Source organism: Streptomyces sp. BBFR2, from assembly GCF_044497305.1.
Classification (GTDB): Bacteria; Actinomycetota; Actinomycetes; order Streptomycetales; family Streptomycetaceae; genus Streptomyces.
Map to the genome: position 1 here is coordinate 6,770,426 of NZ_CP172415.1, position 26,032 is coordinate 6,796,457.

24 protein-coding genes and 1 pseudogene are annotated in these 26,032 nt (G+C 70.7%); 15 read left to right on the plus strand and 10 right to left on the minus strand.

Annotated elements, in window-relative coordinates; all coding sequences use genetic code 11:
- Nucleotides 1–30 precede the first annotated feature (30 nt).
- Nucleotides 31–951, minus strand: a complete 921-nt coding sequence (locus tag ACGH2B_RS27995; protein WP_399095721.1) for a helix-turn-helix domain-containing protein — start codon at nt 949–951, stop codon at nt 31–33.
- Between the two features lie 185 nt (nt 952–1,136).
- Between ACGH2B_RS27995 and ACGH2B_RS28000 the strand changes: the two genes are divergently transcribed.
- Nucleotides 1,137–1,901 (plus strand): SDR family oxidoreductase, encoded by a 765-nt coding sequence (locus ACGH2B_RS28000; RefSeq protein WP_399095724.1) that lies wholly within the window; start codon nt 1,137–1,139, stop codon nt 1,899–1,901.
- Nucleotides 1,902–2,134: 233 nt separating this feature from the next.
- Here the strand turns inward: ACGH2B_RS28000 and ACGH2B_RS28005 are convergent.
- Nucleotides 2,135–2,527, minus strand: a pseudogene (locus ACGH2B_RS28005) (MmcQ/YjbR family DNA-binding protein); the annotation flags it as partial.
- A gap of 414 nt (nt 2,528–2,941) precedes the next feature.
- On the opposite strand from ACGH2B_RS28005, the gene ACGH2B_RS28010 reads away from it, so the two are divergent.
- The 5 genes from ACGH2B_RS28010 to ACGH2B_RS28030 all read left to right on the plus strand — a co-directional run bounded on the left by ACGH2B_RS28010 (nt 2,942) and on the right by ACGH2B_RS28030 (nt 7,038).
- Complete coding sequence (locus ACGH2B_RS28010) at nt 2,942–3,709, plus strand: GNAT family N-acetyltransferase (protein ID WP_399095727.1); 768 nt, start codon at nt 2,942–2,944, stop codon at nt 3,707–3,709.
- Between the two features lie 579 nt (nt 3,710–4,288).
- A complete protein-coding gene (locus ACGH2B_RS28015) occupies nt 4,289–4,492 on the plus strand; it encodes a cold-shock protein (protein WP_399095730.1) in 204 nt (67 codons plus the stop codon).
- 338 nt (nt 4,493–4,830) lie between these two features.
- Nucleotides 4,831–6,318 (plus strand): DEAD/DEAH box helicase, encoded by a 1,488-nt coding sequence (locus ACGH2B_RS28020; protein WP_399095733.1) that lies wholly within the window; start codon nt 4,831–4,833, stop codon nt 6,316–6,318.
- A gap of 46 nt (nt 6,319–6,364) precedes the next feature.
- A complete protein-coding gene (locus ACGH2B_RS28025) occupies nt 6,365–6,667 on the plus strand; it encodes a CBS domain-containing protein (protein ID WP_399095735.1) in 303 nt (100 codons plus the stop codon).
- A 47-nt stretch (nt 6,668–6,714) separates the two neighbouring features.
- A complete protein-coding gene (locus ACGH2B_RS28030; protein WP_399095738.1) occupies nt 6,715–7,038 on the plus strand; it encodes an SCO5918 family protein in 324 nt (107 codons plus the stop codon).
- A 268-nt stretch (nt 7,039–7,306) separates the two neighbouring features.
- Here ACGH2B_RS28030 and ACGH2B_RS28035 read toward each other — a convergent pair whose 3' ends face one another.
- Entirely contained in the window at nt 7,307–7,642 is a 336-nt protein-coding gene (locus tag ACGH2B_RS28035; RefSeq protein WP_399095741.1) for a MerR family transcriptional regulator, read from the minus strand.
- 904 nt (nt 7,643–8,546) lie between these two features.
- On the opposite strand from ACGH2B_RS28035, the gene ACGH2B_RS28040 reads away from it, so the two are divergent.
- The 5 genes from ACGH2B_RS28040 to ACGH2B_RS28060 all read left to right on the plus strand — a co-directional run bounded on the left by ACGH2B_RS28040 (nt 8,547) and on the right by ACGH2B_RS28060 (nt 14,598).
- Entirely contained in the window at nt 8,547–8,687 is a 141-nt protein-coding gene (locus tag ACGH2B_RS28040; RefSeq protein WP_399095744.1) for a hypothetical protein, read from the plus strand.
- Between the two features lie 203 nt (nt 8,688–8,890).
- A complete protein-coding gene (locus ACGH2B_RS28045) occupies nt 8,891–9,553 on the plus strand; it encodes a (2Fe-2S)-binding protein (protein ID WP_399095747.1) in 663 nt (220 codons plus the stop codon).
- 12 nt (nt 9,554–9,565) lie between these two features.
- Entirely contained in the window at nt 9,566–10,546 is a 981-nt protein-coding gene (locus tag ACGH2B_RS28050) for an FAD binding domain-containing protein (RefSeq protein ID WP_399095750.1), read from the plus strand.
- Nucleotides 10,543–12,741 (plus strand): xanthine dehydrogenase family protein molybdopterin-binding subunit, encoded by a 2,199-nt coding sequence (locus tag ACGH2B_RS28055; RefSeq protein WP_399095753.1) that lies wholly within the window; start codon nt 10,543–10,545, stop codon nt 12,739–12,741. Before ACGH2B_RS28050 ends, ACGH2B_RS28055 begins: the two co-directional genes overlap by 4 nt.
- Nucleotides 12,742–13,263: 522 nt before the next feature.
- Complete coding sequence (locus ACGH2B_RS28060) at nt 13,264–14,598, plus strand: NAD(P)/FAD-dependent oxidoreductase (RefSeq protein WP_399095755.1); 1,335 nt, start codon at nt 13,264–13,266, stop codon at nt 14,596–14,598.
- 242 nt (nt 14,599–14,840) lie between these two features.
- Here ACGH2B_RS28060 and ACGH2B_RS28065 read toward each other — a convergent pair whose 3' ends face one another.
- From ACGH2B_RS28065 to ACGH2B_RS28075, 3 genes are all read right to left on the minus strand, one after another.
- Nucleotides 14,841–15,530 (minus strand): DUF1345 domain-containing protein, encoded by a 690-nt coding sequence (locus ACGH2B_RS28065; protein WP_399095758.1) that lies wholly within the window; start codon nt 15,528–15,530, stop codon nt 14,841–14,843.
- Nucleotides 15,531–16,084: 554 nt separating this feature from the next.
- Nucleotides 16,085–16,513, minus strand: a complete 429-nt coding sequence (locus tag ACGH2B_RS28070; RefSeq protein ID WP_399095761.1) for a RidA family protein — start codon at nt 16,511–16,513, stop codon at nt 16,085–16,087.
- A gap of 27 nt (nt 16,514–16,540) precedes the next feature.
- On the minus strand, nt 16,541–17,371 hold the full coding sequence (locus tag ACGH2B_RS28075) for a phytanoyl-CoA dioxygenase family protein (RefSeq protein ID WP_399095764.1): 831 nt from the start codon (nt 17,369–17,371) through the stop codon (nt 16,541–16,543).
- A 99-nt stretch (nt 17,372–17,470) separates the two neighbouring features.
- Between ACGH2B_RS28075 and ACGH2B_RS28080 the strand changes: the two genes are divergently transcribed.
- The 3 genes from ACGH2B_RS28080 (at nt 17,471) to ACGH2B_RS28090 (ending at nt 19,948) form a co-directional block, all read left to right on the plus strand.
- Entirely contained in the window at nt 17,471–18,142 is a 672-nt protein-coding gene (locus ACGH2B_RS28080; RefSeq protein ID WP_399095767.1) for a TetR/AcrR family transcriptional regulator, read from the plus strand.
- A gap of 169 nt (nt 18,143–18,311) precedes the next feature.
- The gene (locus tag ACGH2B_RS28085; protein ID WP_399095770.1) at nt 18,312–19,019 is read left to right on the plus strand and encodes a carbon-nitrogen hydrolase family protein; all 708 of its coding nucleotides are present in this window, start codon (nt 18,312–18,314) and stop codon (nt 19,017–19,019) included.
- A gap of 506 nt (nt 19,020–19,525) precedes the next feature.
- Nucleotides 19,526–19,948: a YjbQ family protein gene (locus tag ACGH2B_RS28090; RefSeq protein WP_399095773.1), complete on the plus strand. Its 423-nt coding sequence runs from the start codon at nt 19,526–19,528 to the stop codon at nt 19,946–19,948.
- A gap of 574 nt (nt 19,949–20,522) precedes the next feature.
- Here ACGH2B_RS28090 and ACGH2B_RS28095 read toward each other — a convergent pair.
- Nucleotides 20,523–22,004 (minus strand): DHA2 family efflux MFS transporter permease subunit, encoded by a 1,482-nt coding sequence (locus ACGH2B_RS28095; RefSeq protein WP_399095776.1) that lies wholly within the window; start codon nt 22,002–22,004, stop codon nt 20,523–20,525.
- Complete coding sequence (locus ACGH2B_RS28100; protein ID WP_399095779.1) at nt 22,001–22,504, minus strand: MarR family winged helix-turn-helix transcriptional regulator; 504 nt, start codon at nt 22,502–22,504, stop codon at nt 22,001–22,003. The genes ACGH2B_RS28095 and ACGH2B_RS28100 overlap by 4 nt, the downstream gene beginning before the upstream one ends.
- A 66-nt stretch (nt 22,505–22,570) precedes the next feature.
- On the opposite strand from ACGH2B_RS28100, the gene ACGH2B_RS28105 reads away from it, so the two are divergent.
- Nucleotides 22,571–23,188, plus strand: coding sequence for a cysteine hydrolase family protein (locus ACGH2B_RS28105; protein WP_399095782.1), 618 nt, complete (start codon nt 22,571–22,573; stop codon nt 23,186–23,188).
- Between the two features lie 1,137 nt (nt 23,189–24,325).
- Here the strand turns inward: ACGH2B_RS28105 and ACGH2B_RS28110 are convergent.
- Both ACGH2B_RS28110 and ACGH2B_RS28115 read right to left on the minus strand, forming a co-directional pair.
- Complete coding sequence (locus tag ACGH2B_RS28110; RefSeq protein WP_399095785.1) at nt 24,326–24,487, minus strand: hypothetical protein; 162 nt, start codon at nt 24,485–24,487, stop codon at nt 24,326–24,328.
- Nucleotides 24,456–25,856, minus strand: coding sequence for an OFA family MFS transporter (locus tag ACGH2B_RS28115; protein WP_399095788.1), 1,401 nt, complete (start codon nt 25,854–25,856; stop codon nt 24,456–24,458). Before ACGH2B_RS28115 ends, ACGH2B_RS28110 begins: the two co-directional genes overlap by 32 nt.
- Between the last annotated feature and the right edge of the window lie 176 nt (nt 25,857–26,032).

Here is a 26,032-nt window from a genome sequence, read left to right on the forward strand (position 1 = left end):
GGTCGCGGGGGCCGGGACGGCCGGCGTGCGTCAGCGTGTCCTGCGGCTCGGTTCGTCCGCCGGGCGGCCGTCGGCCGTGCCGGGGGACTCGGTCTGTGACTCGGCCTGTGACTCCGTCTGGGACTCGCTCTGGGAATCCGTCTGTGAGAGGGCTGCGAGGAGGCGCAGTTTCTCGTCGCTGTCGCTGTTCCTGTCGGGGTAGTAGAGGACGAGGATGACGTCGTCGAGGGGGAGTTTGTCGCGGTGGAGGCGGAGGTCGCCGACGACGGGGTGGTGGACGGTGGTGGTGCCTCCGTCGAGGGGGCGGACGTCGTGACGGGCCCACAGGGTGCGGAACCGTTGGCTGGACAGGGCGAGTTCGCCGACGAGTTCGACGAAGCGGGGGTTGTCGGTGTCGTCGCCGATGGTGGTGCGCAGGGCGGCGACGAAGTCGGCGGTGGCTCTGTTCCAGTCCTGGTGGAAGGCCTGTTCCTCCGGGTCGAGGAGGAGGGAGCGGAGCCGGTTCAGGCCGGGCCGCAGCCGGGGGGAGAGCGCGAGGGCCAGGGGGTTGGAGGCCAGGACGTCGAACGCGCGCCCTTCGGCGAACGCGGGGATCTGGAGGTGGGCGAGGAGTTCGTGCACCCGCGGCGGTACGTGTTCGGGGCGTTTGCGGCGCGGCGCCGACAGGCGTGCCGTCGCGAGGCCGAGCAGGTAGGTCCGTTCGGTGTCGTCGAGCCGCAGGACGCGTGCGAGGGAGGCGAGGACCTGCGGTGAGGGGTTCGTGTCGCGGCCCCGTTCCAGGCGCAGGTAGTAGTCGGGGCTGATGCCGGCGAGCAGGGCGACTTCCTCGCGGCGCAGGCCGGGGACGCGGCGGGTGCCGCCGGGCGGGAGTCCGGCCTGTTCCGGGGAGACCAGTGCGCGTCGGGCGCGGAGGTAGCTGCCGAGCCGGTTGCCGGATTCCTTGTCCTTCATGCCGCCACCGTAATGCGGTGCGTGTGGCGCGGAGGGGGCCCTGCCAGGACCAGGGAAGAGCGGGGCCCTGCCGCGCCCGGCGGGCTCCGTCAAGACTGCGGGAGCACTGTTCGACAGAGGCGGGGAGCATCACCGTCCGCGCCGGTCCGGGACGCCCGCCGGCGTCTGAACCGAAGGAAGACCTCGTGGATCTCTCCCACCGCACCGTTCTCATCGTCGGCGGCACCTCGGGCATCGGGCGGGAGCTGGCCCGCCGGTTCGCCGCGGCGGGCAGCACCGTGGCCGTCGGCGGCCGCAGCCCGCAGGCGCTCGCGGAACTCGCCGGGGAAGGCTTCGGCACGTTCGGCACCGACGTCACCGACGATGTCTCCGTCGAATCGTTCCGCGATGCCGTGCTCGCCCGGTACCCCGAGCTGGACACCGTGGTGACCATGGCGGGAGTCATGCTCCTGGAGGACCTGCGCGACCCCGCGCACTTCGGGGCGGCGGCAACGACGATCGACACCAACCTGCTCGGCACCATCCGGGTCATCGACGCCTTCACCCCCCACCTGATCCGGCGGGGCGCCGGCACCTTCCTCACCGTCACCTCCGGAATCGCCTTCCTGCCGTTCCCGCCCATGCCCAGCTACGCCGCCTCGAAGGCCGCCGTGCACGCCTACTCGGAGGCGTTGCGCGCCCAACTCCACGGCACCGGCGTCGACGTCGTCGAACTCGTCCCCCCGGCCGTCGCCACCGCAGGCCAGGAAAAGGTCAACCCGCACGCCCTTCCGCTCGACGACTTCGCCACCGAGGCCGTGCGGCTCCTCTCACAGAACCCCACCCCCCACGAGATCCTCGTGAAAAAGGTCCTCACCCACCGCTGGGCCGAACGCGACGGCACCTACGACGCCCTCGTCGCACAGCGCTCCCAGGCGCTGACCACCATGCTTCCCGGACGGGAAGGCTGACGCCGATTTCCGCGGCGGGGCGCAGCGGCAAAACTTTGCCTTCCGCGCCGGAGATGACGGCGCCGACGACGCGCCTGGTGATGCCTTCGGCGTCGGCGGCCCGGACGAGGTCGCTCAGCAGGGCGGCGTCGACGGGGGCGTTCATTTCACGAGGTCCTTGTGGTGTGCGGCGGCCTTGACGACGGGCGCGGCGTACGCGTCGGCGAGGCGGAGGTCCTGGTCGCGGTGTCACACCGGACCGCCTTCGTGCTGATGCCGTAGGTGTGCGGGTCGACCGGCTGCTCGGCCTTGGGCAGGCGGGCGACGACGAGCCGGTAGGAGTCGGTGACGAGTTCCCTGACGAGCGTCTTGCCGATGTCGGCTCCGCCCTCCAGCGTGATCCAGTGCCTCTTGTTCATGTGATAGCCAGGGGTGATGTGGCTGTTGTGCTCTCGCAGAGCGCGCGCCTCGTCCGGGTCCGCCTTGAGGATCACCACAGGACGCCCCGGGACCTCGGTCATCAGCATGAACACCTTGCCGCGCACCTTGAAGACCTCCCAGTCGGGGCCGAAGGGGTGCGCGAGCTCGGCTCCGGGAAGTTCCTCCGCGTGGACGGCCGCGGTCTTGTGCAGGGTTGATCCGTTCATGGGGACTGCTTTCCTCAGGTGGCGACGGACCGCGGCGTCGAAGGGCGCACTGCGCGGTCGGGGTGGCATCTCCCATCCTGTCCCCGAAACCGGCAAAACGGGCCGTAGGCTACGGGCGCGTGAGGGTCGACAGACGACACCCCGGGCAGGGCGGACAGCCAGGACCGACTGCGATTCCGCTGTTCAGCCCCCAGTCCCCGGTCGGTGCCCGTACGGGCTTGAGGTGAGCACCGTCGAGGACTTCTTCGCCCTGCTGCCGCGCCTCGCCAACTCTCCGGACATCACCGCCGTGGACGCGACGGCCGGTGCGAGCCGTGGTGACACCTACGACGGTTCGTGGACGCCCTGGGCAGGGCCGACCCGGCCCGCTGATTTTCCGTTGTCTCACGCGCCCGGTGATGCTGAAGTGAGCGGATGGATCAGGACACAGTGCTGGCGCTCTTCGATCGCGAGATGCGGCAGGGCATCCAGGCCGATGGCCCCGGAGCCCGGGTCGAGCGGACAGAGGGCGTCGTACGCCATGTCGGCGCAGACGCCGACGGCTGGAACGCGGTCGTCTGGTCGGGCCTGAACGAAACCACCGCAGACGCCTCGATCGCGGAACAGGTGGAGTACTTCACCTCCCGCGGGCGCGAGTTCGAGTGGAAGCTGTACGGATATGACCAGCCTGCCGACCTGCCCGGACGGCTGCGGGCAGCGGGTTTCGTACCTGAGCCCGAGGAGACGCTGATGGTCGCCGACATCGAAAACCTGCCCACGAGCGTCGAACCGCCCGAAGGTGTTCGCCTGCTCCCGGTGACCGATGCCGCCGGGGTCGAGCTCGCGGTGGCCGCGCGGGAGCGGGCGTTCGGCGAAGCGGGGCCGCACCACCGGAAACTGTTGCTCAGCCAGTTGGCCGCCGGCTCGCTCACCGCGGTTGTCGCCATGGCCGGTGACGTACCGGTGAGCGCCGCACGGATGGAACTGCACCCGGGTACGTCCTTCGCGAGTCTGTGGGGCGGGGGTACGGCGCCGCAGTGGCGCGGCCGGGGCATCTACCGAGCCCTGGTCGCCTTCCGCACCCGCATCGCAGCCGCACACGGCTACCGCTACCTCCAGGTCGACGCGTCCGACCGAAGCCGCCCGATCCTGCGACGCCTCGGGTTCGTCCCACTGGCCACCACCACCCCGTACGTACGCTGACCTCCCCGGAACGCGACATCGACCGACCGGGCTCCGCACCGCGAGAACCACGGGTCGCCGGTGACCGAGGACCGGCCGGCACGTCAGGAAACCCCATGGCCTGCCTGGCGTGGCCGACGGTGCCCTGCTGCCGCACCCCTTCACCTTCACGCCCTGTTCGCGTCCGGCCGGACGGACGGCCGATCGACATCGACCGGGTGCTGCCGTCGCTCAACAGCCTCCGACGGATACCGGCACGCCGAGGCTGAGCACGGCACGGCACCACCGCTTTTCCCGGAATGCTGTGCTCCTGCTGCCTCAAAAACTGTTCCGGTGGAGTCAGAATTTCAGCCGGGCCTGCGGGCAGATTTATTTTCGCCGCGACCGCAAGGGAAATATTGAGCCTGCTCAAGCCGCTTCGGCGTGCTACTGTCGTTCTCGGTTGCAGTTGTGGTTCCCAGTATTTCAGGTGCTTCGGCCGGCGTTCGCGCCGCTGAAACCTTCCTGGTAATTCCGGTCTTTTCCGGTCGGGGTAATCATCGCGGCGACACGGCTTTCGCACCGTGCGGATGTCGATGCACTGCCCCGAAGGAGAATGACATGAGTTCAGGTACCGTGAAGTGGTTCAACGCGGAAAAGGGCTTCGGCTTCATCGAGCAGGACGGTGGCGGCGCTGACGTGTTCGCCCACTACTCGAACATCGCCGCCCAGGGCTTCCGTGAGCTGATCGAAGGCCAGAAGGTGAACTTCGACATCGCGCAGGGCCAGAAGGGCCCGACGGCCGAGAACATCGTTCTCGCCTGACGCGACTGACACACTTGCAGATGGGGCCCGCATCCTTCGGGGTGCGGGCCCCATCTGCATGCATGGCGCGGCGCAGGCCCCCTCCGGGGCAACTTTGAAGCTGCATTCGCCGCACCCGAAGTGCCCCGAAGGGGCGCAGGAGCGCACCCCGGCCGCCCTGCGGTGAAGCCCCCGGTGACGCATCACCCTCGTGTGACCGCCTTTTCCGCAGGCGCTCGCGCAGACTGCACGCGATCAATTTCTTTTTCGCGTTCCATCCGGCCAATTCATGCGATTCTCCGTGCTTCTCATCGTTGCGGAAAATCCCTTGATGTGTGCCGTATCAAGGGAGGTTCCGTATGAACCGCACAGGCAACCGATTTTCCCGTACTCATGACGGCAACACCGGCTCGGGAAAGAGCGGCCACTTCGGCTCGCCGGGCGCGGGCCGCTCCGGCAGGCCGGTCCGTTCCGGTGGCCGCGGCGTGCGTCCCGCCCGGGCGCAGGCCGAATTCGCTCTCCCCAGGACGATCAGCCCCGCGCTTCCCGCCGTGGAGAGGTTCGAGGATCTCGACATGCCCGGGACGCTCGTGGCCGCGCTCGGCTCGCAAGGCGTGACCGTGCCGTTTCCGATCCAGGCCGCGACGCTTCCGAACTCCCTCGGGGGCCGCGATGTGCTGGGCCGGGGACGCACCGGTTCGGGCAAGACGCTCGCGTTCGGCCTCGCCCTGCTGGCCCGTACCGCCGGGCGGCGCGCCGAGGCAGGGCACCCGCTCGCGCTGGTCCTCGTACCGACCCGCGAGTTGGCGCAGCAGGTCACCGACGCGCTCACCCCCTACGCCCGCGCCGTGCACCTGCGGCTGGCCACGGTCGTCGGCGGGATGCCGGCCGGCCGGCAGACGGCCGCGCTGCGCAACGGCGCCGAGGTCCTCGTCGCCACACCCGGGCGCCTCAAGGACCTGATCGACCGAGGCCACTGCCGGCTGGACCAGGTGGCCGTCACGGTCCTCGACGAAGCCGACCAGATGACCGACATGGGCTTCATGCCGCAGGTCACCGCCCTGCTCGACCAGGTGCGCCCCGGAGGGCAGCGCATGCTGTTCTCCGCCACCTTGGACCGCAATGTCGACCTGCTCGTGCGCCGCTACCTCAGCGATCCCGTGGTGCACTCCGTCGACCCCTCGGCCGGCGCGGTCACGACGATGGAGCACCATGTGCTCCACGTCCACGGCGCCGACAAGCGCGCGGCCACCACCGAGATCGCCGCACGTGACGGCCGCGTGATCCTCTTCCTCGACACCAAACACGCCGTCGACCGCCTGACCGAGCATCTTCTGAGCAGCGGGGTGCGGGCCGCGGCCCTGCACGGCGGGAAGTCGCAGCCGCAGCGCACCCGCACGCTGGCACAGTTCAAAACGGGCCACGTCAGTGTGCTGGTGGCGACCAATGTCGCCGCACGCGGAATCCACGTCGACGACCTCGACCTCGTCGTCAACGTCGATCCGCCGACCGACCATAAGGACTACCTCCACCGCGGTGGCCGCACAGCCCGAGCCGGCCGGTCCGGCAGCGTCGTCACCCTGGTCACCCCCGGCCAGCGCCGGAGCATGACCCGCTTGATGGCAGCGGCCGGCGTCGTCCCGCAGACCACCCAGGTCCGCGCCGGTGAAGAGGCCCTGCACCGCATCACCGGCGCCCAGGCCCCCTCCGGCATCCCCGTCGTCATCGCCGCACCGGCGCCCGAACACCGCCGCAAGCGCGCGGCGGCCTCACGCGGCCGACGCCGCCCCGCTGCGATGACCGGGCGGCCGTCCGCGGGGCCGTCCGCATCCGGTGTGGCGGCCTAGAGCCTTCGTGATCAGGAAGCTGACCCCACTCCGCAGGAGGCACCTCGTGACACCGGTCCGGACGCACCCCCGTCCCGCCAACCCCCACGCAGCCCAGGCGCCGGCCGATGCCGCGCCCCCGGCCGCACCGCAGGTCTGGGACACCATGACCGTCGAGGTGGCCCTCTCCCTCATGACCGCCGCCCGCGCGCCCCACCTGCTCATCTACGACGAGGACGGCCGGCGCACCGGAGGTGTCACCCTGGCCCGCCTCACCGATGTCCGTGACAGCGCCGGCTACACGGACCGGATCCGCCTGCGCGACGTCGCCGACGACTCGGCCCCGGGCGCGCTCACCGCCGCCCGCTGAACGCCCCACCCCGCACGGCCCCGTCCGCTCCTTCCCTGTGAGGCATCATGCGCTGTGTCATCGCCCGCTTCCCGTTCGATCTGACCAAAGACGGCGTGCTGGAATCGATGAAGGGCGTCAAGCCCGAGCCGGTCACCGATGACCTCGTCATCATCGGACGACGCCACTATCCCGCCAAACAGGTCGGACAGGTCATCACCCGCCAGGACCGCCGGGACTTCAGCGCCGTCGAGGTCCTGAGAGCCATGACCCGCCTCGGCTTCACCTGCCGCACGCGCTCCACCGCCGGGCCCGCTCCCGCCGACCCCTACCAGCGGGCTTCCGCCATACTCGGCACGCAACCCGTCCCCCTCGACGAGGGCCAGGCGTGAGCCGAAGCCGAACAGCGCCGTGATGCGTGACGGGGGCATACCGGGCGGGTGTCACCGCCCACCGTGTCCCGGTGGGCGGTGAAGCCGCCGTCGAGTGGCCGGGCCCGGAGCGCCCGCAATTGACGGCGGTCCGGGCCCGGCGGTGTGGCAGGGGGAGCTGTCCGTTACCGGAAGTGAGATCCCGGGTCACGGCGTCGCCCGGCGGATCGCCGCGGGAAACCGTGCCCGCGCCTTCGAGCGCTCCGTCCCGTTCGGCGGTCGCGCGGGCTCAGGCCGAGGGCTCAGGCCGGCCCTGACCGCGGAGCTCTTCGTTGATGCGCTGGGCTTCCTCAAGCTGATCCTCGAGGATGATGATGCGGCAGGCGGACTCGATGGGCGTCCCGGCGTCGACGAGTTCGCGAGCCCGGCCGGCGATACGCAACTGGTAGCGGGAGTAGCGGCGGTGGCCGCCTTCGGACCGCAGTGGGGTGATCAGGCGATGCTCGCCCAACGCGCGCAGGAAGGCCGGTGTGGCACCGAGCATCTCGGCGGCCCGGCCCATGGTGTAGGCGGGATAGTCGTCGTCGTCGAACTTGTCGGCAGGGCGGGTACTGCGAGGGGGCATAGACCTCTTCTTCCGGGGACGCATCGAGGGGCCCGGGCGCCACATGGCGCCCGGGCCCCGAGCTTTCAACACCATCTGCCGGCTGACTGCACCGGCCTTCTTCTTCCGCAGGTCCACCCGCGAGGGCGGGGCTGCGGGGATCGCGGTTGCGTGACCGGGGACCACCTTCCAATCCGGGGTCTGCGGTACCCGGGCGGACATCGTCCCGACCCGGGCGATCCTGATGGCGCTTCTGCTCCTTACCTCTTCGATCAATCTGGCTGGTGACACGGTACTGCTGTGCGGCCCCTCGGGTCGCCCGGCCCGGCGGCCAGCGGAAGAACCCACCACTTCCGGCTCCACCGCTCCGCCGCCGGGCCGCTCCTGCATCAACCTGCTTGCGCGGCAGTTCGTCTCTGCCGCGCCCTTTCCGACTTCCGGGCTACGTAGAGAACGTTAACCCCTGCCGATGCCGATGTCTACTCCCGCCGCTACAGATTTTCTGCAGCGGCGGCCAGCCTGACTCTTCCTCCGTTGCATCCGAAAGGGTTACCCGCCTGGCTCAATTCCTGGGCTGCGGACACAAGCCCGATGCGGCGGCGCACCCTACGGACGGAGGCGTTCTGCGCATGAGTTGAGACGGTGAGGGCCCTCGTAACGCGACAGGATTCGGCCAACCTTGCATTGCCCCTCCGCCCCTGGAGACCTCTCTCAGCGCGACGGGGCCGCCTATGCGTGACCAGGTGAAACGTACGCAACGACTTCCGGGCGGTCGGGGCAGCGACGGCTCCGCACCGGCTGCGGGCCGCGCCGCCCGCCACGCCACCGAGCGCGGCGTGATCGGCCCGGCCAAGAGCGCCGCCCTCGAATACGGCTCCCGTGGTGTCCGGATCCGCGCCGTCTGTCCCGGCGTGATCAGCACCCGATGGCCGACGCCATGGCCGACGGCGGAGAACGCGACCGCGGCCAGGCCGAGGCAGGCCAGGCCATCGACCGGCTCGGCACCGCCGACGAGATCGCCCGGGCCGCGTCCGCGACTGTGGCCGCGTCCGTGGCGGTGCGGTGACGGCGCCGGCTGCGTCACCGGTATCGCCCCGCCCGTCGACGGCGGTGGCGCCACCCGGTAACCGTCCCCCTCCCAGGACCCGTTCTGGTACCAATGAATCCGCGTGAGCCTCCTGGTCGTCAGGAGGCCATCGGGCCATGCCCTCCCGCGCGGGCGCCACCGCTGTGCTGTTGACCCTGTCCACGACGCGAAGGTCTCCCCACATGCTCACCGAATCCGTCCCGCAAGAACCCGCCCCGCAAGAACCCGTCGCCGACGAGACAGCCGCGGAGTCGCGCACAGCGCCGACCCGGCGGACCTTCCTCGCCACCGGTACGGCCGTCGGGACCGCCGTGGTCGCCGGCGGCGTCCTCGGCACCGGCCTGCTGCCCGAGGCCGAAGCGGCAGCCGCACCCGCGGTGCCCGCCGGCCGCGTCACCGTGACGGTCAACGGCACCCGTCACACGGTCACGGTCGACAACCGCACCTCTCTCCTGGATCTGCTGCGCGAGCACCTGGGCCTGACCGGCTCGAAGAAGGGCTGCGACGCCGGTGCCTGCGGGGCCTGCACCGTTCTGGTCGACGGACGCCGGCAGAACGCCTGCCTCACCCTCGCGGTCCGGCTGGAGGGCGCCGAGGTCACCACGATCGAGGGCCTGGCCGACGGCGGCCAACTCCACCCCCTGCAGCAGGCGTTCATCGACCAGGACGCCTTCCAGTGCGGCTACTGCACCTCGGGCCAGATCCTCTCCGGCGTCGCCTGCATCAAGGAGGGCCACACCGGCTCACGGGAGGAGATCGCCGAGTGGATGAGCGGCAACATCTGCCGCTGCGGCTGCTACCCCAAGATCGTGAAAGCCGTCCAGCAGACCGCCGGAAAGAAGTGAGGACCGCCGCCCATGCACCCCTTCACCTACATCCGCGCCGCCGGCACCCGTGAGGCACTGGCCGCCGGACGGCGCGGCGGCCGCTATATCGCCGGGGGCACCACCCTGGTCGACCTGATGCGCGAGACCGTCGAGCGGCCCGAGACGGTGGTCGACATCAGCGGCCTGCCGCTGGACGAGGTCACCGCCACCGAACGCGGCGGCCTGCGCATCGGCGCCCTGGTGACCATGTCCGCGGCGGCCGCCCACCCCAAGGTGCGCACCCTGTTCCCCGTCATCTCCCAGGCGCTGGAGCTGAGCGCCTCGGCGCAGCTACGGAACATGGCCACCATCGGGGGCAACATCATGCAGCGCACCCGCTGCACCTACTTCCGGGACGTGAGCGCCGCCTGCAACAAGCGCGAGCCGGGCTCCGGCTGCGCCGCCCGGGAGGGCTACAACCGCTCCCACGCCATCCTGGGCACGTCGGACGCCTGCGTGGCCACCCACCCTTCCGACGTCGCGGTGGCGTTCGCCGCGCTGGAAGCCCAGGTCCACGTGGTGGGCGGCGACGGGCAGCGGCAGATCCCGTTCGCCGACTTCCTGCTGCGTCCCGGCTCGACCCCGGACAGGGAACAGGCGCTGCGCGAAGGTGAACTGGTCACGGCGGTGGAGATCCCGGGCCTGCCCCGCCCGCTCGCGTCCGGATATCTGAAGGTCCGTGACCGGCAGTCCTACGAGTTCGCCCTGACCTCGGTGGCCGTCGCCCTGCAGGTGCGCGGCGGAGTGATCCGTACGGCCAAGGTCGCGGCCGGCGGCGTGGGCACCGTCCCGTGGAAGCTGCCCGCTGTCGAGCGGCATCTGGTCGGCGAACGCCCCTCCGCGTCCCTGTGGGCAGCCGCCGGTGCGAAGGCGGCGGACGGGGCCCGCCCGCTGGCCCACAACCGGTTCAAGACCGACTTGTTGAAACGGTCCGTCGAACGTCAGTTACGCGTCGTAGGAGGTACGAAGTGAGCCCCCAGCCGCAGGCAGCCGTCGGCGCCCCGCTCTCCCGCGTGGAGGGCCGGCTCAAGGTCACCGGCAAAGCCACTTACGCCGCCGAGCACGACATCGAGGGCGTCGTCCACGCGGTCATCGTCGACGCGAGCATCGGCCGTGGCCGCATCACCTCCATCGACACCGATGACGCCCTGGCCCAGCCGGGCGTGTTGCGGGTGATCCACCACGGCAACGCGCCGAAACTCCCCTACCAGGACAACCCCGCGTCGAACAATCCGCCGGGCGGGCGCAGGCTGCGGGTCTTCCAGGACGACGAGGTCCTCTTCCACGGACAGCCCGTCGCCGTGGTCGTCGCCACCACCCTGGAGGCCGCGCAGCACGGCGCGAGCCTGCTCAAGGTCGCCTACGACGCACAGCAGCCGTCCACCGATCTGACGAAGGCGAAGGCGGGCAAGCCGACGACGTACGCGCGTGGTGACGCGGCGGCGGCCCTGCGCGCGGCGCCCGTACGGATCGACGCGACCTATCGGTTGGCGCGCAACCACCACAACGCGATGGAGCCGCACGCCACCATCGCCCGCTGGAGCGGCAACACACTGACCGTGTGGGACAAGACGCAGTGGGTGATCGGCACGCGGACCGAACTGTCCGCCGTCTTCGGCCTCCCCGCCGACGCCGTGCGGGTGATCTCGCCGTACGTCGGCGGCGGTTTCGGCAGCGGACTGCGCTGCTGGCCGCACACGGTCGTCGCCGCCCTGGCCGCACGGGAAACGCGCCGGCCGGTCAAACTCGTCCTGAAGCGCAGGCAGCAGTTCTTCGGCACCGGCTTCCGCCCCTCGTACGAGTACCGGCTGAAGCTGGGCAGCAGCCGGCAGGGTCGGCTGACGGCGATGGTCCACGAGATGGACGGCGAGACGTCCTCCTACGAGACGTTCACCGAGTCGGTCCTCCGTCCCGGGCAGATGCTCTACAGCACGCCGAACGTCAGCCAGGCGTACCGGACGGTGCCGCTGGATGTGAACACCCCGCTCTACATGCGCGGCCCCGGCTTCGCCTCCGCCTCGTTCGTCATCGAGTCGGCCATGGACGAACTCGCCGCCGAACTGGGCATCGACCCGATCGAGCTGCGCCGCCGCAACGAACCGTCCGAGGACGAGTCGAAGAACCTGCCGTTCTCCACCCGGCGGCTGCGCGAGTGCTACACCACCGGCGCCCGCGCGTTCGGCTGGGACCGGCGCCGGGCCGAGCCGCGCTCGCGCCGCGAGGGTGACTGGCTCATCGGTATGGGCATGGCCGCCGGGGTCTACGACACCGCCCGCAGGGCCGCTCAGGCAGGCGTCCGGCTGAACGCCGATGGCACCGCGGTGGTCGAGGCCGCCACCATCGACATGGGACCGGGCACCTACACCTCCCAGACCCAGGTCGCCGCCGACGCCCTCGGCCTGACCATGCGCACCGTCACCTTCCGCCTCGGCGACTCCCTGTTCCCGCCGAGCCCGCCGCAGGGCGGCTCCATGACCATGGCGAGCGTCGGCTCCGCCGTCCTCGACGGCTGCGACCAGGTCCGCCGCCAGGCCGTCCGACTGGCCGTCGAAGACCGCCGGTCCCCGCTGTACGGGGCGAGGCCCGAGGACGTCGTCGTACGGGGCGGGCGGCTGCACATCAAGGACAACCCGGCGCGGGGCGAGACGTACCAGAGCCTGCTGTCCCGCAACAAGCGTTCCCACCTGGAGGCGGAGGGCTCCTACGCCGGCCCCGGGTCCAAGGAGCGGTACTCCTTCTACGCCTACAACGCCACCTTCGCCGAAGTCGCCGTCGACGCGTCCCTCGGTCTGGTGCGCGTGCGGCGCATGCTCGGCGTGTACGACGCGGGCCGCATCATCAACCCCGAACTCGCCAAGAGCCAGGCGATCGGCGGCATCACCGGCGGCATCGGCACCGCCCTGCTGGAACACACGGTCACCGACCACCGCGACGGCCGGATCGTGAACGCGAACCTGGCCGACTACCTCGTGCCCGTCAACGCCGACGTCCCCGACATCCAGGCCATCTACCTCGACGGCGAAGACCGCGAAGCCGACCCGCTCGGCGTCAAGGGAATCGGCGAAGTCGTCCACGTCGGCGTCGCACCCGCCATCGCCAACGCCGTCCACAACGCCACCGGCCGCCGCGTACGCCAACTGCCCATCACCGCCGAAGCACTCCTGTAACCCGCGCCCCGGCGGTGCACGCGGCAACGTCCGGCAGGCACCAGCCACACGCCGCCTGCCGGACCCGGGCCGCCGCCGTACACCGGACGGCGGCGGCCCGCCTCCGACCGGCCCCCCGATAACGCCCCACCTGCGGTGATACGCCTCGCAACCCAGATCCGGACCAGGGAACTCGGCGCACCGGGGAAACGCGGCGGCGTGCCCGGAGGCCCGTACGTCACCGGGCACGCCGCCGTCCGAGCGCCGCCGCACAGGGGCAGGCGCCAACCTCCAACTCGCCGGCCATGGCGTGGAGGGACCGCTCGAGGACGCCGTGACGCACCTCCGCCGGCGGGGGACAGGAAGGCCGCCCCGGCGGGGGGCGAAGGCTGCCCCGGCGGGGGCGGGAAGCGGGCGGACGGCTCTCGGCAAGTGGCACGGGCGACAGCGCCACGTATTTTCCATAACGCGTGTTGCGTAAATTTGGACGCCTCGATACGGTGCCGCCATCTTCTGGACTCACGACGGGAAGCCGGGATCACCATGTACGACGTTGCAGCGAGCGGGGCCGGCTTCGCCGGCGTGACGTATTCGGCGTTCAGCGGGTGGGCCGACCGGCCCACCGACTTCGCGCCGATGCTGGAAGAGGAGCTCACGTGCGACGTCGCCGTTGTCGGGGGCGGTTACGCGGGCATGGCGGCGGCGCTGCGGCTGGCCGAGCGCGGGGCCGATGTCGTCCTGCTGGAGTCCGGGTTCTGCGGAGGGGGCGGCAGCTCGCGCAACGCCGGGTATCTGTCGAACGCGCTGGCGGGCGACCCTCAGCTTCTGAACACGCTGTACGCCCGCCGCCTGCCGCGTCTCATCCGTTACGCGGACAGGGCGGCTCACTTCACCGAGGATCTGATCGGACGGCTCGCCATCGACTGCGAGTACGAGCCGACGGGTAACGTCATCGCCGCCGTCTCCCCGGGACAGCTCCGGCGCACCCGGCGGAACACCGAGATCCTCCGGGGCGCGGGGGCGGACGTCGAGTTCGTCGAGGGCGGCGCCTTCGGCCTCCCGAAGACGTTCCTCGGCGGCGTCTTCGAGCGGGCCGGTGGGCTGCTGAACCCAGGGAAGTTCGCGCTCGGTCTGCGCGAGGTGCTTCTCGCATCGGGCGTGCGGGTGCACGAGCGGACCGCCGTGCGCGCGATCGAGCCCCACGCCTCGGGAGCCGTCGTCAGCGTGCCCGGCGGCCGCGTCCGCGCCGAGCGGGTCGTCCTGGCCACCAATGCCTACTCCCGCGACCTTCCGATCGCCCCGAAGCGGATGGTCACACCGATCTGGACCAGCTTGGTCGAGACCGAACCGATCGACCCCGAACGTCTGGCGGCGACCGGCTGGACGAGGCGTGTCGGCATCATCACCCCGCACGCGATCCTGGAGAACTACCGGCCCACGGCGCGCGGCACGGTCATGTTCGGAACCCGGCGGCTGCGGACGGCACCGGGAGCACTGGGCGTTCGTGAGCCGGACGACACGGTCGTGGCGGACCTCGTCCGCGGCTTCCACGAGCGGTTCCCCTCGCTCAGCGATGTCGCACCACGACGCGCCTGGGGCGGGTGGATCGCGATGACGTCGTCGCTGCTGCCGGTCGCCGGGGAGGCGACGAAGAACGTCTTCTACGCCATCGGCTGCAATGGCCACGGCCTCGCCCAGTCCCCTTACCTCGGAACACTGCTCGCCGACCGGCTCGCCGGCGATCGGATGCACGAAGACCTCGCCGCCGTATGGCGTGCCCGGCCGCGGTTCGCTCCATCCGTCCTCAGCGCGCCCACGCTGCACGCCGCCTGGACGGCCGACCGCGTCTCGGACCGCCTGCACCGCCGCAGGGCCTGAAGTCCGGCTGCGCCGCGGGCCTTGCGCCGCACCCGGTATGTCGGACCGATCAGGCCGATGAGAGCGGAGGGCCGCGAACGGAAGCGCGTACCAGGCGGCGCCGAAGCCCCAATTCGCCGCCGCCGTCGGCACGGTGGACATCCGGGCCTTGACCGCCTGCGCCGCGGCAACGGCCGGGGCATGACTGCCGAACGGCGGGAACGGGCGCGGCCGTGCCGCGCCGCACCGCTTTCGCCAGGCGGCTAACGGTGGCCCAGCGCGGATACCAGGCTCGCGACCGTGACGGTGTTGAAGACGAAGGCGATGACCGTGTTCGCCGCCACGGTCCGCCGCATCTCCCGTGAGGTCACGTTGACGTCGGTGGTGCCGAACGTCGTCATCGCGGACAGGGCGAAGTAGACGTAGTCGGCCCAGGCGGGGGCCTGCTCTCCGGGGAAGTCGAGTGCCTCCTCGTTCTCGACGAGGTTGTCGGCCTGGAAGGTGACGGCGAAGGCCACGACCACGCAGATCCAGGCGACGACGACCAGAGCGAGAGCCACCAGCGTGCGCGGGAGGGCGGGGAAGGCGGTGCTGAGGTGACCGGGAAGCCACAGCACCGCCACCACCAGCGCGGCAGCCGCGATGAAGAGCGACGCCCCGGGCCCGGGCGCGGTCCCGAGGACGTAGCGCTGGGGGAACGTGCCGCGGGCTTCGCGATGCGCCCAGGAGCGGACCTGCTCCGGAGCCACGCTCAAGAAGGCGGCCAAGGTGAGGGCGAGGTAGGGAATGAGGTAGGCGAAGAGGACGAGTACGCCGACATCCGCCGCCGAGATCCGCGCCACGCTGTCGTTGGGCAGGACCACCGCCGCGCACACCGCGATGACCAGGCTCACCCCCGATCGGCGCCGTTCGGAAAGCCAGTGGTGCACGGACGAGCCTCTCCGGACGGACATCATGGTGACGGGCGCCGCCGGGCGGGCGGATCCCGGCCGATGGTACGAGTGCTCCGGCTCGTCGTCGTGGCGGCGGAACCGCGGCGTGTCGGGCGCGTGCTCCGCCGCGCGGAACCGCCCGGGCTCGGCCTCCGTGACCAGACCCCTGCCGGTCAGCCGGGCAAGGCGTCGCGCCGCCGTCCTCGCTCGACCGGCCCCACGTGCGCGCCTTCGACGTGCGGCCGGTGGACGAGCCGGTGCTCAGCGATCTCCGCGACGGTGCGCGGCTCGTCGAGCAACTCCAGGAGCGCCGCGTCCCGGCTTCTCCATCACCCCGGCGAAGCCGGAGCCGGCAAGACCCCCGCGAAGCCGGCAAGCCGCCTGCGGAATTCCGTGGCGCCCTCGATCACCCCCTTCTGGTGGGACGTGCCGTACCAGCGGGCGCCGGTCTCCCGGCAGCGGCGCCGGCGGCCTGCGGTGTACGGGGCAAATGCGTACGGGGGCGTGTCGCGCAGGGCCGTGCCCGGGCGGTCCGAGCCCCGGGCGCGGCCCATGCCGATGGCGTGCGGTGGGTGTCAGCCGCCCGGCGACCGGTCGGGCCGGTCGTCGCCGCTGCCGGCGACGGCGACGGCGCGGATCTCGACCAGCAGTCCGTCGAGGGCGAGTTGGGAGACTCCGACCGCGGTCCACGACGGGTAACGGTCGGGGATGTACTCGTCCTTGACCCGGGCGAACTCCGTCATGTCGTCCCGGAGACCGGTGTGGAACGTGGTCAGCTCGACGATGTCGGCCAGGCTCGCCCCCGCGGCTTCGAGTACGGTCCGCACGCCGTCGAACGCGATGCGGGCCTGGGCGTCCATGCCGTCGGCGGGCGTCATGGTGGAGGCGTCGATCCCGACCTGGCCGGACACCCAGATCGTGTCGCCGGCGCGGGTCGCCTGCGAGAAGTGCAGCCTGTCGTACAGCGCTTCGGTGGGCGGCGGGTTGACCGATCGGCGTTTCATTCCGTGCGACCTCCACTCGGTGCCTGGTCAGACGAGCTGACGGAAGACGGGTGAGCGGAACGGGTCGCCCGCGTTCAGCTTCGCCATCTCCTCGACGAAGAGAACGCCGTTGCGGGCGAAGTGCTCGTTCGCCTCCGGGAGGGGGCGGAACGTCGCGTCGTCGCCGAAGAAGCGCAGGACCAGCGTGTGGCGCTCCGGGCACGCGGCATCGACGCGCGCCCCGCCGTGCAGCGTGCGGGGGTGGAGCGCGAGGACATCGCCGGGCTCGGTGGCCCAGGAGAGCACGTCGTAGGCGTCGGGGTCGCGCGCGAGTTCGGCGTCGATGTCCGGCAGGCGCGGCAATACGCCGCCGCCGTGCAGGGGATCGGTCGGGTCGTGGGGGTCGGCGAAGGTGGTCCCGTCGTACTGGGCGCCGTGGCGGGAGCCGCGGATGATCTCCAACGCGTTCGCTTTCGGGAGCGCCTGGAAGCTGATCCACGCATTCGCCCAGTGCTCGCCGGCCCAGGGCAGATACGCGGTGTCCTGGTGCCAGGCGGTGCGCCCGCTTCGTCCGCCGGCCTTGAGGAATATCTCCTCGGCGAAGTACCACACGTGCCGTGAGCCCCACAGGTCGGCGAACAGCCGGCCGAACGGCAGCGACGAGACCATCGCGTCCAGCCGGGACTTGGCGAGCGGGTTGGCGTTGTCGACGTGTGACTGCTGCTCGGTCCCGTTGAACATCCGGGTCGCGTTGGGCCCGGGGTGCGCGACGGCCCAGTGGTACGCCTCCTTGCACCGCGCCAACTGCGCTGTGTCGAGGCAGTCCTTCAGGAGAACGGCGCCGTCGTCGCGGAATGCTTCCCTCACTGACTCCTGCATGGGTTGTTCCTCCCGTAGGTCAGGTGGTGGCAGCACCGTAGCCAGCTCTCAGCATTTTTCACAACAGTGGTTACGTTAAATGTGTGGCAGAATCGCGGGGTGTCCGAGAATCAGATCCGGCGAGCGAACGACGATGGTGGAACCGGGCCGGTCGTGCGGCGTGGCCGCCCGACGGGTGACCGCGCGGCGAAGCGGGCCGAGCTGCTGAGGGCGGCGGCCTCGGTGATCGCGCAGGAGGGCTACGCCAACACCTCGCTGCGCAAGGTGGCCCACCGCGCGGGATGCACGACCGGAGCGGTGACGTACTACTTCGCGAACAAGGAGGAGCTGGTCACCGCGTTGGCCGAGAGCCGGTTCGACGGTTTCGACGCCATGCTCGCCGCCGGCCGGGGGCGGCCCGACGTCAGGGCGATCCTGGAGCGGTGGCTGTTGCGGACCACGGACGATCCCGAATTCTGGCCCGTGATGTCCCAACTGCTCGTCCACGCACGGTACGAACCGGCCTTCGCCGCCGTCATCGAAAAGCGCTACGCCCGCCACCGCGACGCGCTCGCCTCACTCCTCGCCACCGGACAGGCGCAGGGAACCATCCGCGACGACATCCCCGCCGACCTGCTCGCCGACCAACTCGGCGCCATCGGCGACGGCTGGATGATGATGTTCCCCATCGAGCCGGAGAGGTTCACACCGAGCCGGGTCCAGGCCCTCCTCGACGCCGCCATCACCTTGATCGCTCCGCCTCCGGGCACCCGCCATGCGCCCGGCTCGTAAGAAGGCATCTCCTTCGATGAGCCGGCGGTAGCGGACGAGAGGCCGAGCGATGTCGGGGGAGGCCGGGAAGCGCTCGGCTTTGCGGCCTTGGGCCTGTCTCCCCGGTCCCGTGGCGTCGGGCAGGGACCCAGGTGAGCGGGGCAGCGGCGGGGTTGGCATGCTGAGGGCCATGAAGATTGCGACAGCCCAGTTCACGTGTGCTCCCGCTGACGTTTCGGCGAATGTGCGGCTGATGGCCGCCCTCGCTGACGACGCGCGTGTGCGGGGCGCCGAACTCGTGGTGTTTCCCGAGCTGGCGCTGACCGGATATGAGCTCGAAGCGGTGCGCGCCCGCCGTGATCTTTGGGTGCGGGCGGACGACCCGCGCCTGGACCCGATCCGGGAGTCGGGTGTCGCCTCCGTCGTCAACTGCGCGGCGGCCACCGACGGGGAGCGACCCGCCATCGAGACGTTGGTCTTCGGTCCCGACGGTGAACTGATCACCACGTATCGCAAACAGCATCTGTTCGAGCACGAGCACGACCTGTTCGTGGCGGGACAGCACGACGGGCGCTTTGAGCTCGGCGGGCTTCGGTTCGCACTGGCCACATGCTTCGACAATCACTTCCCCGAGCTGGTCTCTCGTGGGGCCGCCGATGGGTGTCAGGTGCATCTGGCCAGCTCCCTCTACGGCACGGGCGGAGGCGTGGAAGAGCTGGCGGCGGTGTATCCAGGCATCGCCGAGGACTTCCGTCTGCACGTCGTCGTGGCCAACCATGTCGGACCGGCCGGCGCGTGGACCGGCTGTGGCCGCTCCGGCCTCTGGGCCCCGTCCGGTGCGCTTCTTGCGCAGGCCGACGCCGACACGGCCATGGTGGTGACCGCCGAGATCGGATAGAGCGCGGCCTGGATCAGCAGAGAGGCCAGATCAAAAGCGCGGCAGCGGTGACGATTCCCGGATGAACGTAGCCGCGCTTGTCATAACGCGTCGCCACGGCCCTGAACTGCTTCACCGTCTCTCACCGCCCGATCCACGTGTTCCGAGCCCGGTACCGCGCCTTGTCGAAGGCCGGAAGCCGGCCACCATGTGATCCCGTGCGTGGACGGGCGGACCCGCCGTCGCTCTTCACCGGGATCGCGCGCCGGATGCCACGTCGCCTACGCGGCCAGGGCAACGTCCCGGTGTGCCCAGATGGATCGGTGCACCGACGCGGTCTGGCTGTCGCTGGGGCTGTTCCACCGGATCGACGCAGACGTTCAGGCGCCCTGCGGGCACAAAACAGCCGGGCTCTCAGGGCCCCATGCCCGGCATGGCGACCGCGACGGAATCCGTGCCGGTACCCAGCCAGGTGTCGCACCGCCCGGCCGCGGTGCTCCCGCCTCACGCCGCACCACAATGGGGACATGAGCAGCGCATTCCTCACCCGCACCCTGCGTGTCACCACGGGTACCCACGAGACCGTCGCGGACCTCACCGCCGACTGCGACGCCTTCCTCCGGGAGGCCGCCCCCGAACGCGACGGTCTCCTCAATGTCTTCGTACCGCACGCCACCGCGGGCATCGCGATCCTGGAAACCGGCGCCGGCAGCGACGACGATCTCCTCGCCGCCCTCCGCACCCTCCTCCCGCCCGACAACCGCTGGCACCACCGCCACGGCACCCCCGGCCACGGCCGCGACCACGTCCTGCCCGCCCTCGTCCCACCCCACGCGACCCTCCCGGTACTCACCGGCCGCCTGGCACTGGGTACATGGCAGTCGGTCTGCCTGGTGGACACCAATGTCGACAACCCCGAACGTGAGGTGCGGTTGAGCTTCCTCGGCTGACCAAGATCGCCTCCCGAGGGGCTGCCGCCATTTCTCCGTACCCTGCGAGCTCGCAACGGAGCGACCTTGAGCGGTACGGACCAGAACATGATCGAACGGCCCTATGACGGATGCGGCATGTGTCTGCTCGGCGTGCGGCGACTGTCGCGCGTGAAGGCGTCCACATCGGCACCGGAACGTCAGCGCAGTGATGCCCTCACGGCTGCTGCAGCGGTGGGGGCGGCCACATCATCGGCTGGGCCGACGACTGGGAGGTCTCCGGGGCGCCGGACCTCATGACCCGCCTGTTCAGCGTGGTGTCGATGCCGCGTAGCCGGCGGGAGGTCGTTGGGCGGACGGACCCCGGCCGATGTATGAGTGACTCCGGCTCATCGTCGTGACGCGGACCGCGGCGCATCCGGCGCGCCTGCCAGGTCGCGGAACCCTGGCGCGAGCGACATGGCGGCGGCGTGGGCTACATGCTGTGGGATCGGGCCGCGGTCGAGTGGAACTGCCGGAGGGCGTACCGCCGGTGTACCCAACGGGGGCGGGGCCCGCAAGCCGGCCGACGTGACGTACGGCCGGGCCGAGGGCGTCAGCGGGTGGTGGTTCGTCCCCGGCTGAGTGAGGCGATCAGGCCGAGCAGACAGGTCGCGGCCAGGGTCAGAAAGGCCCAGCGGTAGCCGTTGGTAAGGGCGTGCAGGGTGTGAGGGGAGAGGGCGGAGACGGTGCCGGAGTAGGCGGCCTCCTTGACCGGTGCGGGCAGACCGCCGGTCGCGATCGCCAGTGCGAGGGCGGTGCTGATCGCGTAGCCGGCGTTCTGGATGGTCTGGCGTACTCCGTTGGCGATGCCGCGTCGCTCGGCGCGGACCGAGCCCATGATGGCGCTGGTGTTCGGGGTCATGAACAGCCCCACGCCCGCACCTACGGTCAGCAGGCACACGGCGAGTACGGCGTTGCTCATCCCCGGGGCCACTACCGCGGCCAGGGCGAACAGGCCGGCGGCGGCCAGGGCCAGGCCGGTGCTGGCCAGGCCCCTGGCGGAGAACCGGTCCCGCAGGCGGCCGGCGATCGGTGCGGCGGCTGCCATGGCCAAGGCGACATAGAGGACGTGCAGGCCGGCCTGGTAGGGCGCCATGCCGACCGCGGCCTGGAGGTAGAGCGACATCAACAGGACGACGGCGAAGTAGGCCATCGCCATCAAGAACAGTGAGAGGTAGGCCAGTGACCGGGCCCGGTCGGCGAACAGGCCGAGGTCCAGCAGCGGGTGCCGTCGGCGGGCCTGCACGACGAGGAAGAGGGGGGCGAAGACGACGAAGAGGGCGAGGCCGGCCAGGACCGGTGTACTGGTCCAGCCCAGCGCCCCTCCCTCGGACAGGGCCAGGACGAGGCCGCCCAGGGCCAGGGTCGACAACAGCGCCCCGAGGTGGTCGAAGGGCTCCCGTTCGGTGGGCGTGACGCCGGAACGCAGGCTCAGCCGGGCCCATACCAGGCCGATCAGTCCGACGGGCACGTTGAACCAGAACACCGCGCGCCAGCCCAGCCCCGAGGCCAGGGCGCCGCCCACGGCCGGGCCGAGGACCTGGGCCAAGGCGGCGATGGTGGCGTTGATGCCCAGCGCGGTCGGCAGCCGGCGGACCGGGAACGCGTCCGTGATCAGCGCGGTGATGTTGCACAGCAGCGCGGCGGCTCCGACGGCCTGCACGCAGCGGAAGGCGATCAGCCAGAAGATGCCTGGCGCCAGGCCGCACAGCAGGCTGCCGGCGGTGAGCAGGGCGATACCGCCCAGGTACATGCGGCGTCGGCCGATCATGTCGGCGACCCGCCCGAAGACGAACACCAATACCGTGGTGACGAGCATGTAGGAGAGCAGCGTCCAGGAAGCAGCGGAGGCCGAAGAGCCGAAGTGGCGGCTGACCGTGGGCAGGGCGACATCCATGGTGGAGGTGTTGACGCCGGCGAGGAACCCACCGAGCCCGGCGATGACCTGAACCTGCCACAGACGCCCGTGGTGGTCACCGGTCCTCTTCTCGGGCGCGGCCGGGGTGGGGGTCCGGGTGGTCGGTGGAGTCGTCATTCGGTTCTCCGTTCCTTGTCTTCGGCGCCGGGAAGCGCTTCGGGGTCCAGGCGGGCGAGCAGCTTCTCGCCGATGGCGGTGAGCTGGTCGCGCTCGGCACCGGTGAGCGGGGCGAGTAGGTGTTCGCGCACACTGCGTGCGTAGACCGGTGCGGCCCGCTCCGCCCTCTCCCGCCCCTGCGGGGTGAGTACGGCCAGCCAGCCGCGTCGGTCGCCTTCGGGGACCTCCCGGCGGACCAGGCCGGCCTTCTCCAGGCGGCCGACCGCGTGCGTGATCCGGCTCGCCTTGGAGTGGGTGATCTCCGCCAGGTGGCTCATCCGCAGTGCTTGGCCCGGGGCGCGCCGCAGTCGCCAGAGGATGTCGAAGTAGCTGCGTGGCAGCTCCGCCTCTTCCTCCAGGTCGTGGTCGAGCTGGGCTGTCAGGGCCTGCCAGGTGCGGTTGACGGCACGGAAGACCCGCAGCTCGTCAGGGGTGAGCCAGGGGGTTTGGTCATCGCTCATCACCGTTACTACACTACAGGATTATCCAGCGCTGTAGTAAATGCCCACGCCCCGGAAGGAACCCCTGTGCCGAGCGAGATCCCCGTCCTGGTGCCGCATCGCACCGCACTGCTGCTCATGGACCTCCAGCCCGCCGTACTGGAAGGGATTCCGGAGCCGGAGCGACTCCTGGAACGCGCTCGGCGCGCTCAACGGACCGCACTGGCGGCAGGTATCCGGGAGATACACGTACGCGTCGCCTTCGCTCCCGAGGACCACGCCGCCGTTCCCGCCCACAACAAAGTCTTCGCACCGCTGGCCCGGGCCGGCCACCTCGCCGAGGGCACGCCCGAGGCGGACGTCCACCCCCTGCTGCGCGCCGACGGGCGCGCGCACACCATCACCAAGACCCGCGTCAGTGCCTTCAGCACCACCGGCCTCGATCCGCTGCTGCGGGACCAGGGGGTCGACACCCTGGTCCTCGCCGGCATCTTCACCAGCGGTGTCGTCCTGTCCACCGTCCGAGACGCCGCCGACCGCGACTACCGCCTGCTCGTCCTCGGCGACGTGTGCGCCGACGGTGATACCGACCGCCACGAGCTGCTGATGCGTTCCGTCATCTCGCTGCACGCCGATGTCCTCGACGTATCGGACTTCGAAGCCGCCGCCCGCGCGTCGTCGGACCAGCACCGGCGCGACCGGTGATCGCGCGAGGCCCTCAGCGGCGCACCGCGCGGGCGCGGCGGGCGGTGAGGACACAGCCGTGCGCCCAACCCGCCCGGCCGCAGGCCGCTCACCGGCGCCCGCCCTCGACGCGAAGCGTTCCGACCCGGTGCGTTGTCCCTGATCCTGCCTGCCGCGCCCGCTCCGCCCTGGGCCTCGGTCGGACACGAGGAGCGATCAGGGTCCGGATGCGCGCGCACCCGGTCGCGAGCGAACTGCTCCGTATGACCGGCCCACTCGCCCGGCCCGGTGCCGACCGCGCACACCGGCCGCAGGTAATCACTATCGAGCAAGCCCGGCACCACCTCGCCGTGGCAGTTGGCTCGTATTCCTCTCCTCCCTTGCGGGAGGAGCTGACGACAATCGAGTGATGCGGCTGCCACCTGATTCCATCCGATGAAATAGTTCAGCGATCGGCAGCGGTGGGATTCCTCGTGGAAAGGAATAGTTTTGCGCACCGTCAAATATGCTCTCGCTGTAGCGGTAACGGTCTGCCTCGTAAGCTCTTCAGCGGGCGCCCCCGCCGCCTCCGCCTCGGAAGGTGCCCCCGCGCAGGCCGCGGCGAAGTGCGGTCACAAGCACTCGCACAAGATGAAGGTCCGCAGCAAGACGCGAACCACCGTCATTCGCCGCGGAGGACCTTCAAGTAAGTGTGCGGCCCTGGGGCAGGTTGGCAAGGGCAAAAGCATTGACCATTGGTGCTGGGCGGTAAATAAGCACGATGAACCCACCTGGGTCTACGGACGAATCATCGGAACAAATCAGAAAGGGTGGTTCTACGGGAAATACGTAACCGCCCCCACGAAGCCCATCTCGGTTTGCTGAAAACGAACGGAGCCCGGCCGAGGTGGAGATGATCCTGGACGAAGGCACCCGCTGTCGCCTCGCCGGACCTCCGTGACGACCGTCGCCTCACGGGAACCCGAGCGGGTGGAGCGGTGCCTCCAGCGGGGTGGACTTCCCCGCCTCGGAACGGGCGGCTTTGAGGGCCACACAGGCAAGCCCGAGCTGACATGACCACCCCAGAAGCGGGGCGGGCGGTAGCGATACCGCGGGGAGGCGCGAGTCGGACAGTCGACCCGGCCGAGGCCTTGCCGTACCGGGCCTGCCCCCGGCAGTTCAGCCGGTGAAGAGCTTCGTCGCCTTGCTGACCAGTTCGTACAGTCCGTAGGCGAGCGGCAGGCCCACCCAGAGCCAGACGGCGACGGTGAGGGCGCGGCGGGGGGAGGCGGTGGAGGCGTTCTCGGGGTCAGGCTGTGGGACGGGGGCCGGGTTCGTCATCGGCCGTCTCCTTCGGCGGGGGTTGGTGTCCGGTCCGGGGTGCGGGCTCGTGGTGGCGCGGGTGGACGGGGCGGATCAGTTCGTTCGCGGCGAAGCCCACCGCGAGCAGGGCGATCATGATGGCGAGGGAGAGGCCGTAGAGGCCGGGGCCCGAGTGGCCCGCGTCCTTCTGTGAGTCGGCGACCCGGTTGACGATCAGCGGGCCGAGGACGCCGGCGGTGGACCAGGCCGTCAGCAGCCGTCCGTGGATGGCGCCGACCTGGTACGTGCCGAACAGGTCCTTCAGATAGGCGGGGACCGTCGCGAAGCCGCCCCCGTAGAAGGAGAGGATTACCAGCGCGCAGCAGACGAACAGCGGCTTCGAGACGTCCCCGGCCTGCCGGATCACCAGGTACATCAGCGCGCCGACGCCCAGGTAGACGCGGTAGACGTTCTTACGGCCGATCACGTCCGAGGCGGACGACCACAGCAGCCGGCCCGCCATGTTCGCGAGGGAGAGCAGTGCGACGAAGCCCGCGGCGGCGGAGGCACCGACCGAGGCCGAGGTGCCCGCGAAGAAGTCCGTGATCATGGGGGCGGCCTTCTCCAGGATGCCGATCCCGGCCGTCACGTTCATGCACAGCACCACCCACAGACACCAGAACTGCGGCGTCCGTACGGCGTTGCGGGCCGACACCCGCGCCGTGGTGACCAACGGCGCCCGCTCCGCCCGCGCCGGCTCCCCTCCGGCGGGCCTCCGGTCCTCCGGCGGTACCCGGACGAGCAGCACTCCGAGGGCCATGAACCCGGCGTACGCCACCCCGTGCACGAGAAAGGCCGCCGCGATCCCCCGGCTGTCGTCCCCGAAGGACGCCAGCATCTGCGCCGACCACGGCGAGGCGATCAGCGCGCCGCCGCCGAAGCCCATGATGGCGATGCCGGTGGCCATTCCGGGGCGGTCGGGGAACCACTTGATCAGTGTGGAGACGGGGGAGATGTAGCCGATGCCGAGCCCGATCCCGCCGACGAAGCCGTAGCCGAACACGACCAGCCAGAACTGTCCGGCGTACGCGCCCAGCGCGGCGAGCAGGAACCCCGAGGAGAAGCAGACCAGCGAAACGGCCATCGCCCAGCGCGGCCCCCGCCGTTCGACGAGCGTCCCGCCGAACGCCGCCGACAGCCCGAGCATCACGATCCCGAGCTGGAACGGCAGCGCGCTCGCCGTCCCCGACAGCCCGAGCGAGGATTCGAGCGGCGGCTTGAAGACGCTCCACGCGTATGCCTGCCCGATCGGCAGATGCACCGAGAGCGCGGCGGGCGGCACCAGCCACCGGCTCCAGCCTGGGGGAGCGAGGACGCGTGAACGCGCGAAGAAACCGGGCGACGTCATGCCCGGCACCCTACGAAGGCCACACGCGGTTGAACAGGTGCCCGATGAACGCGTAACAAGGCGGCGTCCGGGGCTGCGAGCCGTCAGCGGTGAGGGGATACCTCCTGGGGCCCTCGCCCGATGACCGCGCTCCGTCGGGTCGCATGCGCCCGACGCGGCTGGGCCGAGTTCCTCGC

Coding starts and splice junctions, on each gene's coding strand:
- ACGH2B_RS27995 (WP_399095721.1), bottom strand. CDS start 951: ATGAAGGACAAGGAATCCGGCAACCGGCTCGGCAGCTACCTCCGCGCC.
- ACGH2B_RS28010 (WP_399095727.1), top strand. CDS start 2,942: ATGGATCAGGACACAGTGCTGGCGCTCTTCGATCGCGAGATGCGGCAG.
- ACGH2B_RS28015 (WP_399095730.1), top strand. CDS start 4,289: ATGAGTTCAGGTACCGTGAAGTGGTTCAACGCGGAAAAGGGCTTCGGC.
- ACGH2B_RS28020 (WP_399095733.1), top strand. CDS start 4,831: ATGAACCGCACAGGCAACCGATTTTCCCGTACTCATGACGGCAACACC.
- ACGH2B_RS28030 (WP_399095738.1), top strand. CDS start 6,715: ATGCGCTGTGTCATCGCCCGCTTCCCGTTCGATCTGACCAAAGACGGC.
- ACGH2B_RS28035 (WP_399095741.1), bottom strand. CDS start 7,642: ATGCCCCCTCGCAGTACCCGCCCTGCCGACAAGTTCGACGACGACGAC.
- ACGH2B_RS28040 (WP_399095744.1), top strand. CDS start 8,547: ATGGCCGACGCCATGGCCGACGGCGGAGAACGCGACCGCGGCCAGGCC.
- ACGH2B_RS28045 (WP_399095747.1), top strand. CDS start 8,891: ATGCTCACCGAATCCGTCCCGCAAGAACCCGCCCCGCAAGAACCCGTC.
- ACGH2B_RS28050 (WP_399095750.1), top strand. CDS start 9,566: ATGCACCCCTTCACCTACATCCGCGCCGCCGGCACCCGTGAGGCACTG.
- ACGH2B_RS28060 (WP_399095755.1), top strand. CDS start 13,264: ATGTACGACGTTGCAGCGAGCGGGGCCGGCTTCGCCGGCGTGACGTAT.
- ACGH2B_RS28065 (WP_399095758.1), bottom strand. CDS start 15,530: ATGTCCGTCCGGAGAGGCTCGTCCGTGCACCACTGGCTTTCCGAACGG.
- ACGH2B_RS28070 (WP_399095761.1), bottom strand. CDS start 16,513: ATGAAACGCCGATCGGTCAACCCGCCGCCCACCGAAGCGCTGTACGAC.
- ACGH2B_RS28075 (WP_399095764.1), bottom strand. CDS start 17,371: ATGCAGGAGTCAGTGAGGGAAGCATTCCGCGACGACGGCGCCGTTCTC.
- ACGH2B_RS28085 (WP_399095770.1), top strand. CDS start 18,312: ATGAAGATTGCGACAGCCCAGTTCACGTGTGCTCCCGCTGACGTTTCG.
- ACGH2B_RS28090 (WP_399095773.1), top strand. CDS start 19,526: ATGAGCAGCGCATTCCTCACCCGCACCCTGCGTGTCACCACGGGTACC.
- ACGH2B_RS28095 (WP_399095776.1), bottom strand. CDS start 22,004: ATGACGACTCCACCGACCACCCGGACCCCCACCCCGGCCGCGCCCGAG.
- ACGH2B_RS28100 (WP_399095779.1), bottom strand. CDS start 22,504: ATGAGCGATGACCAAACCCCCTGGCTCACCCCTGACGAGCTGCGGGTC.
- ACGH2B_RS28110 (WP_399095785.1), bottom strand. CDS start 24,487: ATGACGAACCCGGCCCCCGTCCCACAGCCTGACCCCGAGAACGCCTCC.
- ACGH2B_RS28115 (WP_399095788.1), bottom strand. CDS start 25,856: ATGACGTCGCCCGGTTTCTTCGCGCGTTCACGCGTCCTCGCTCCCCCA.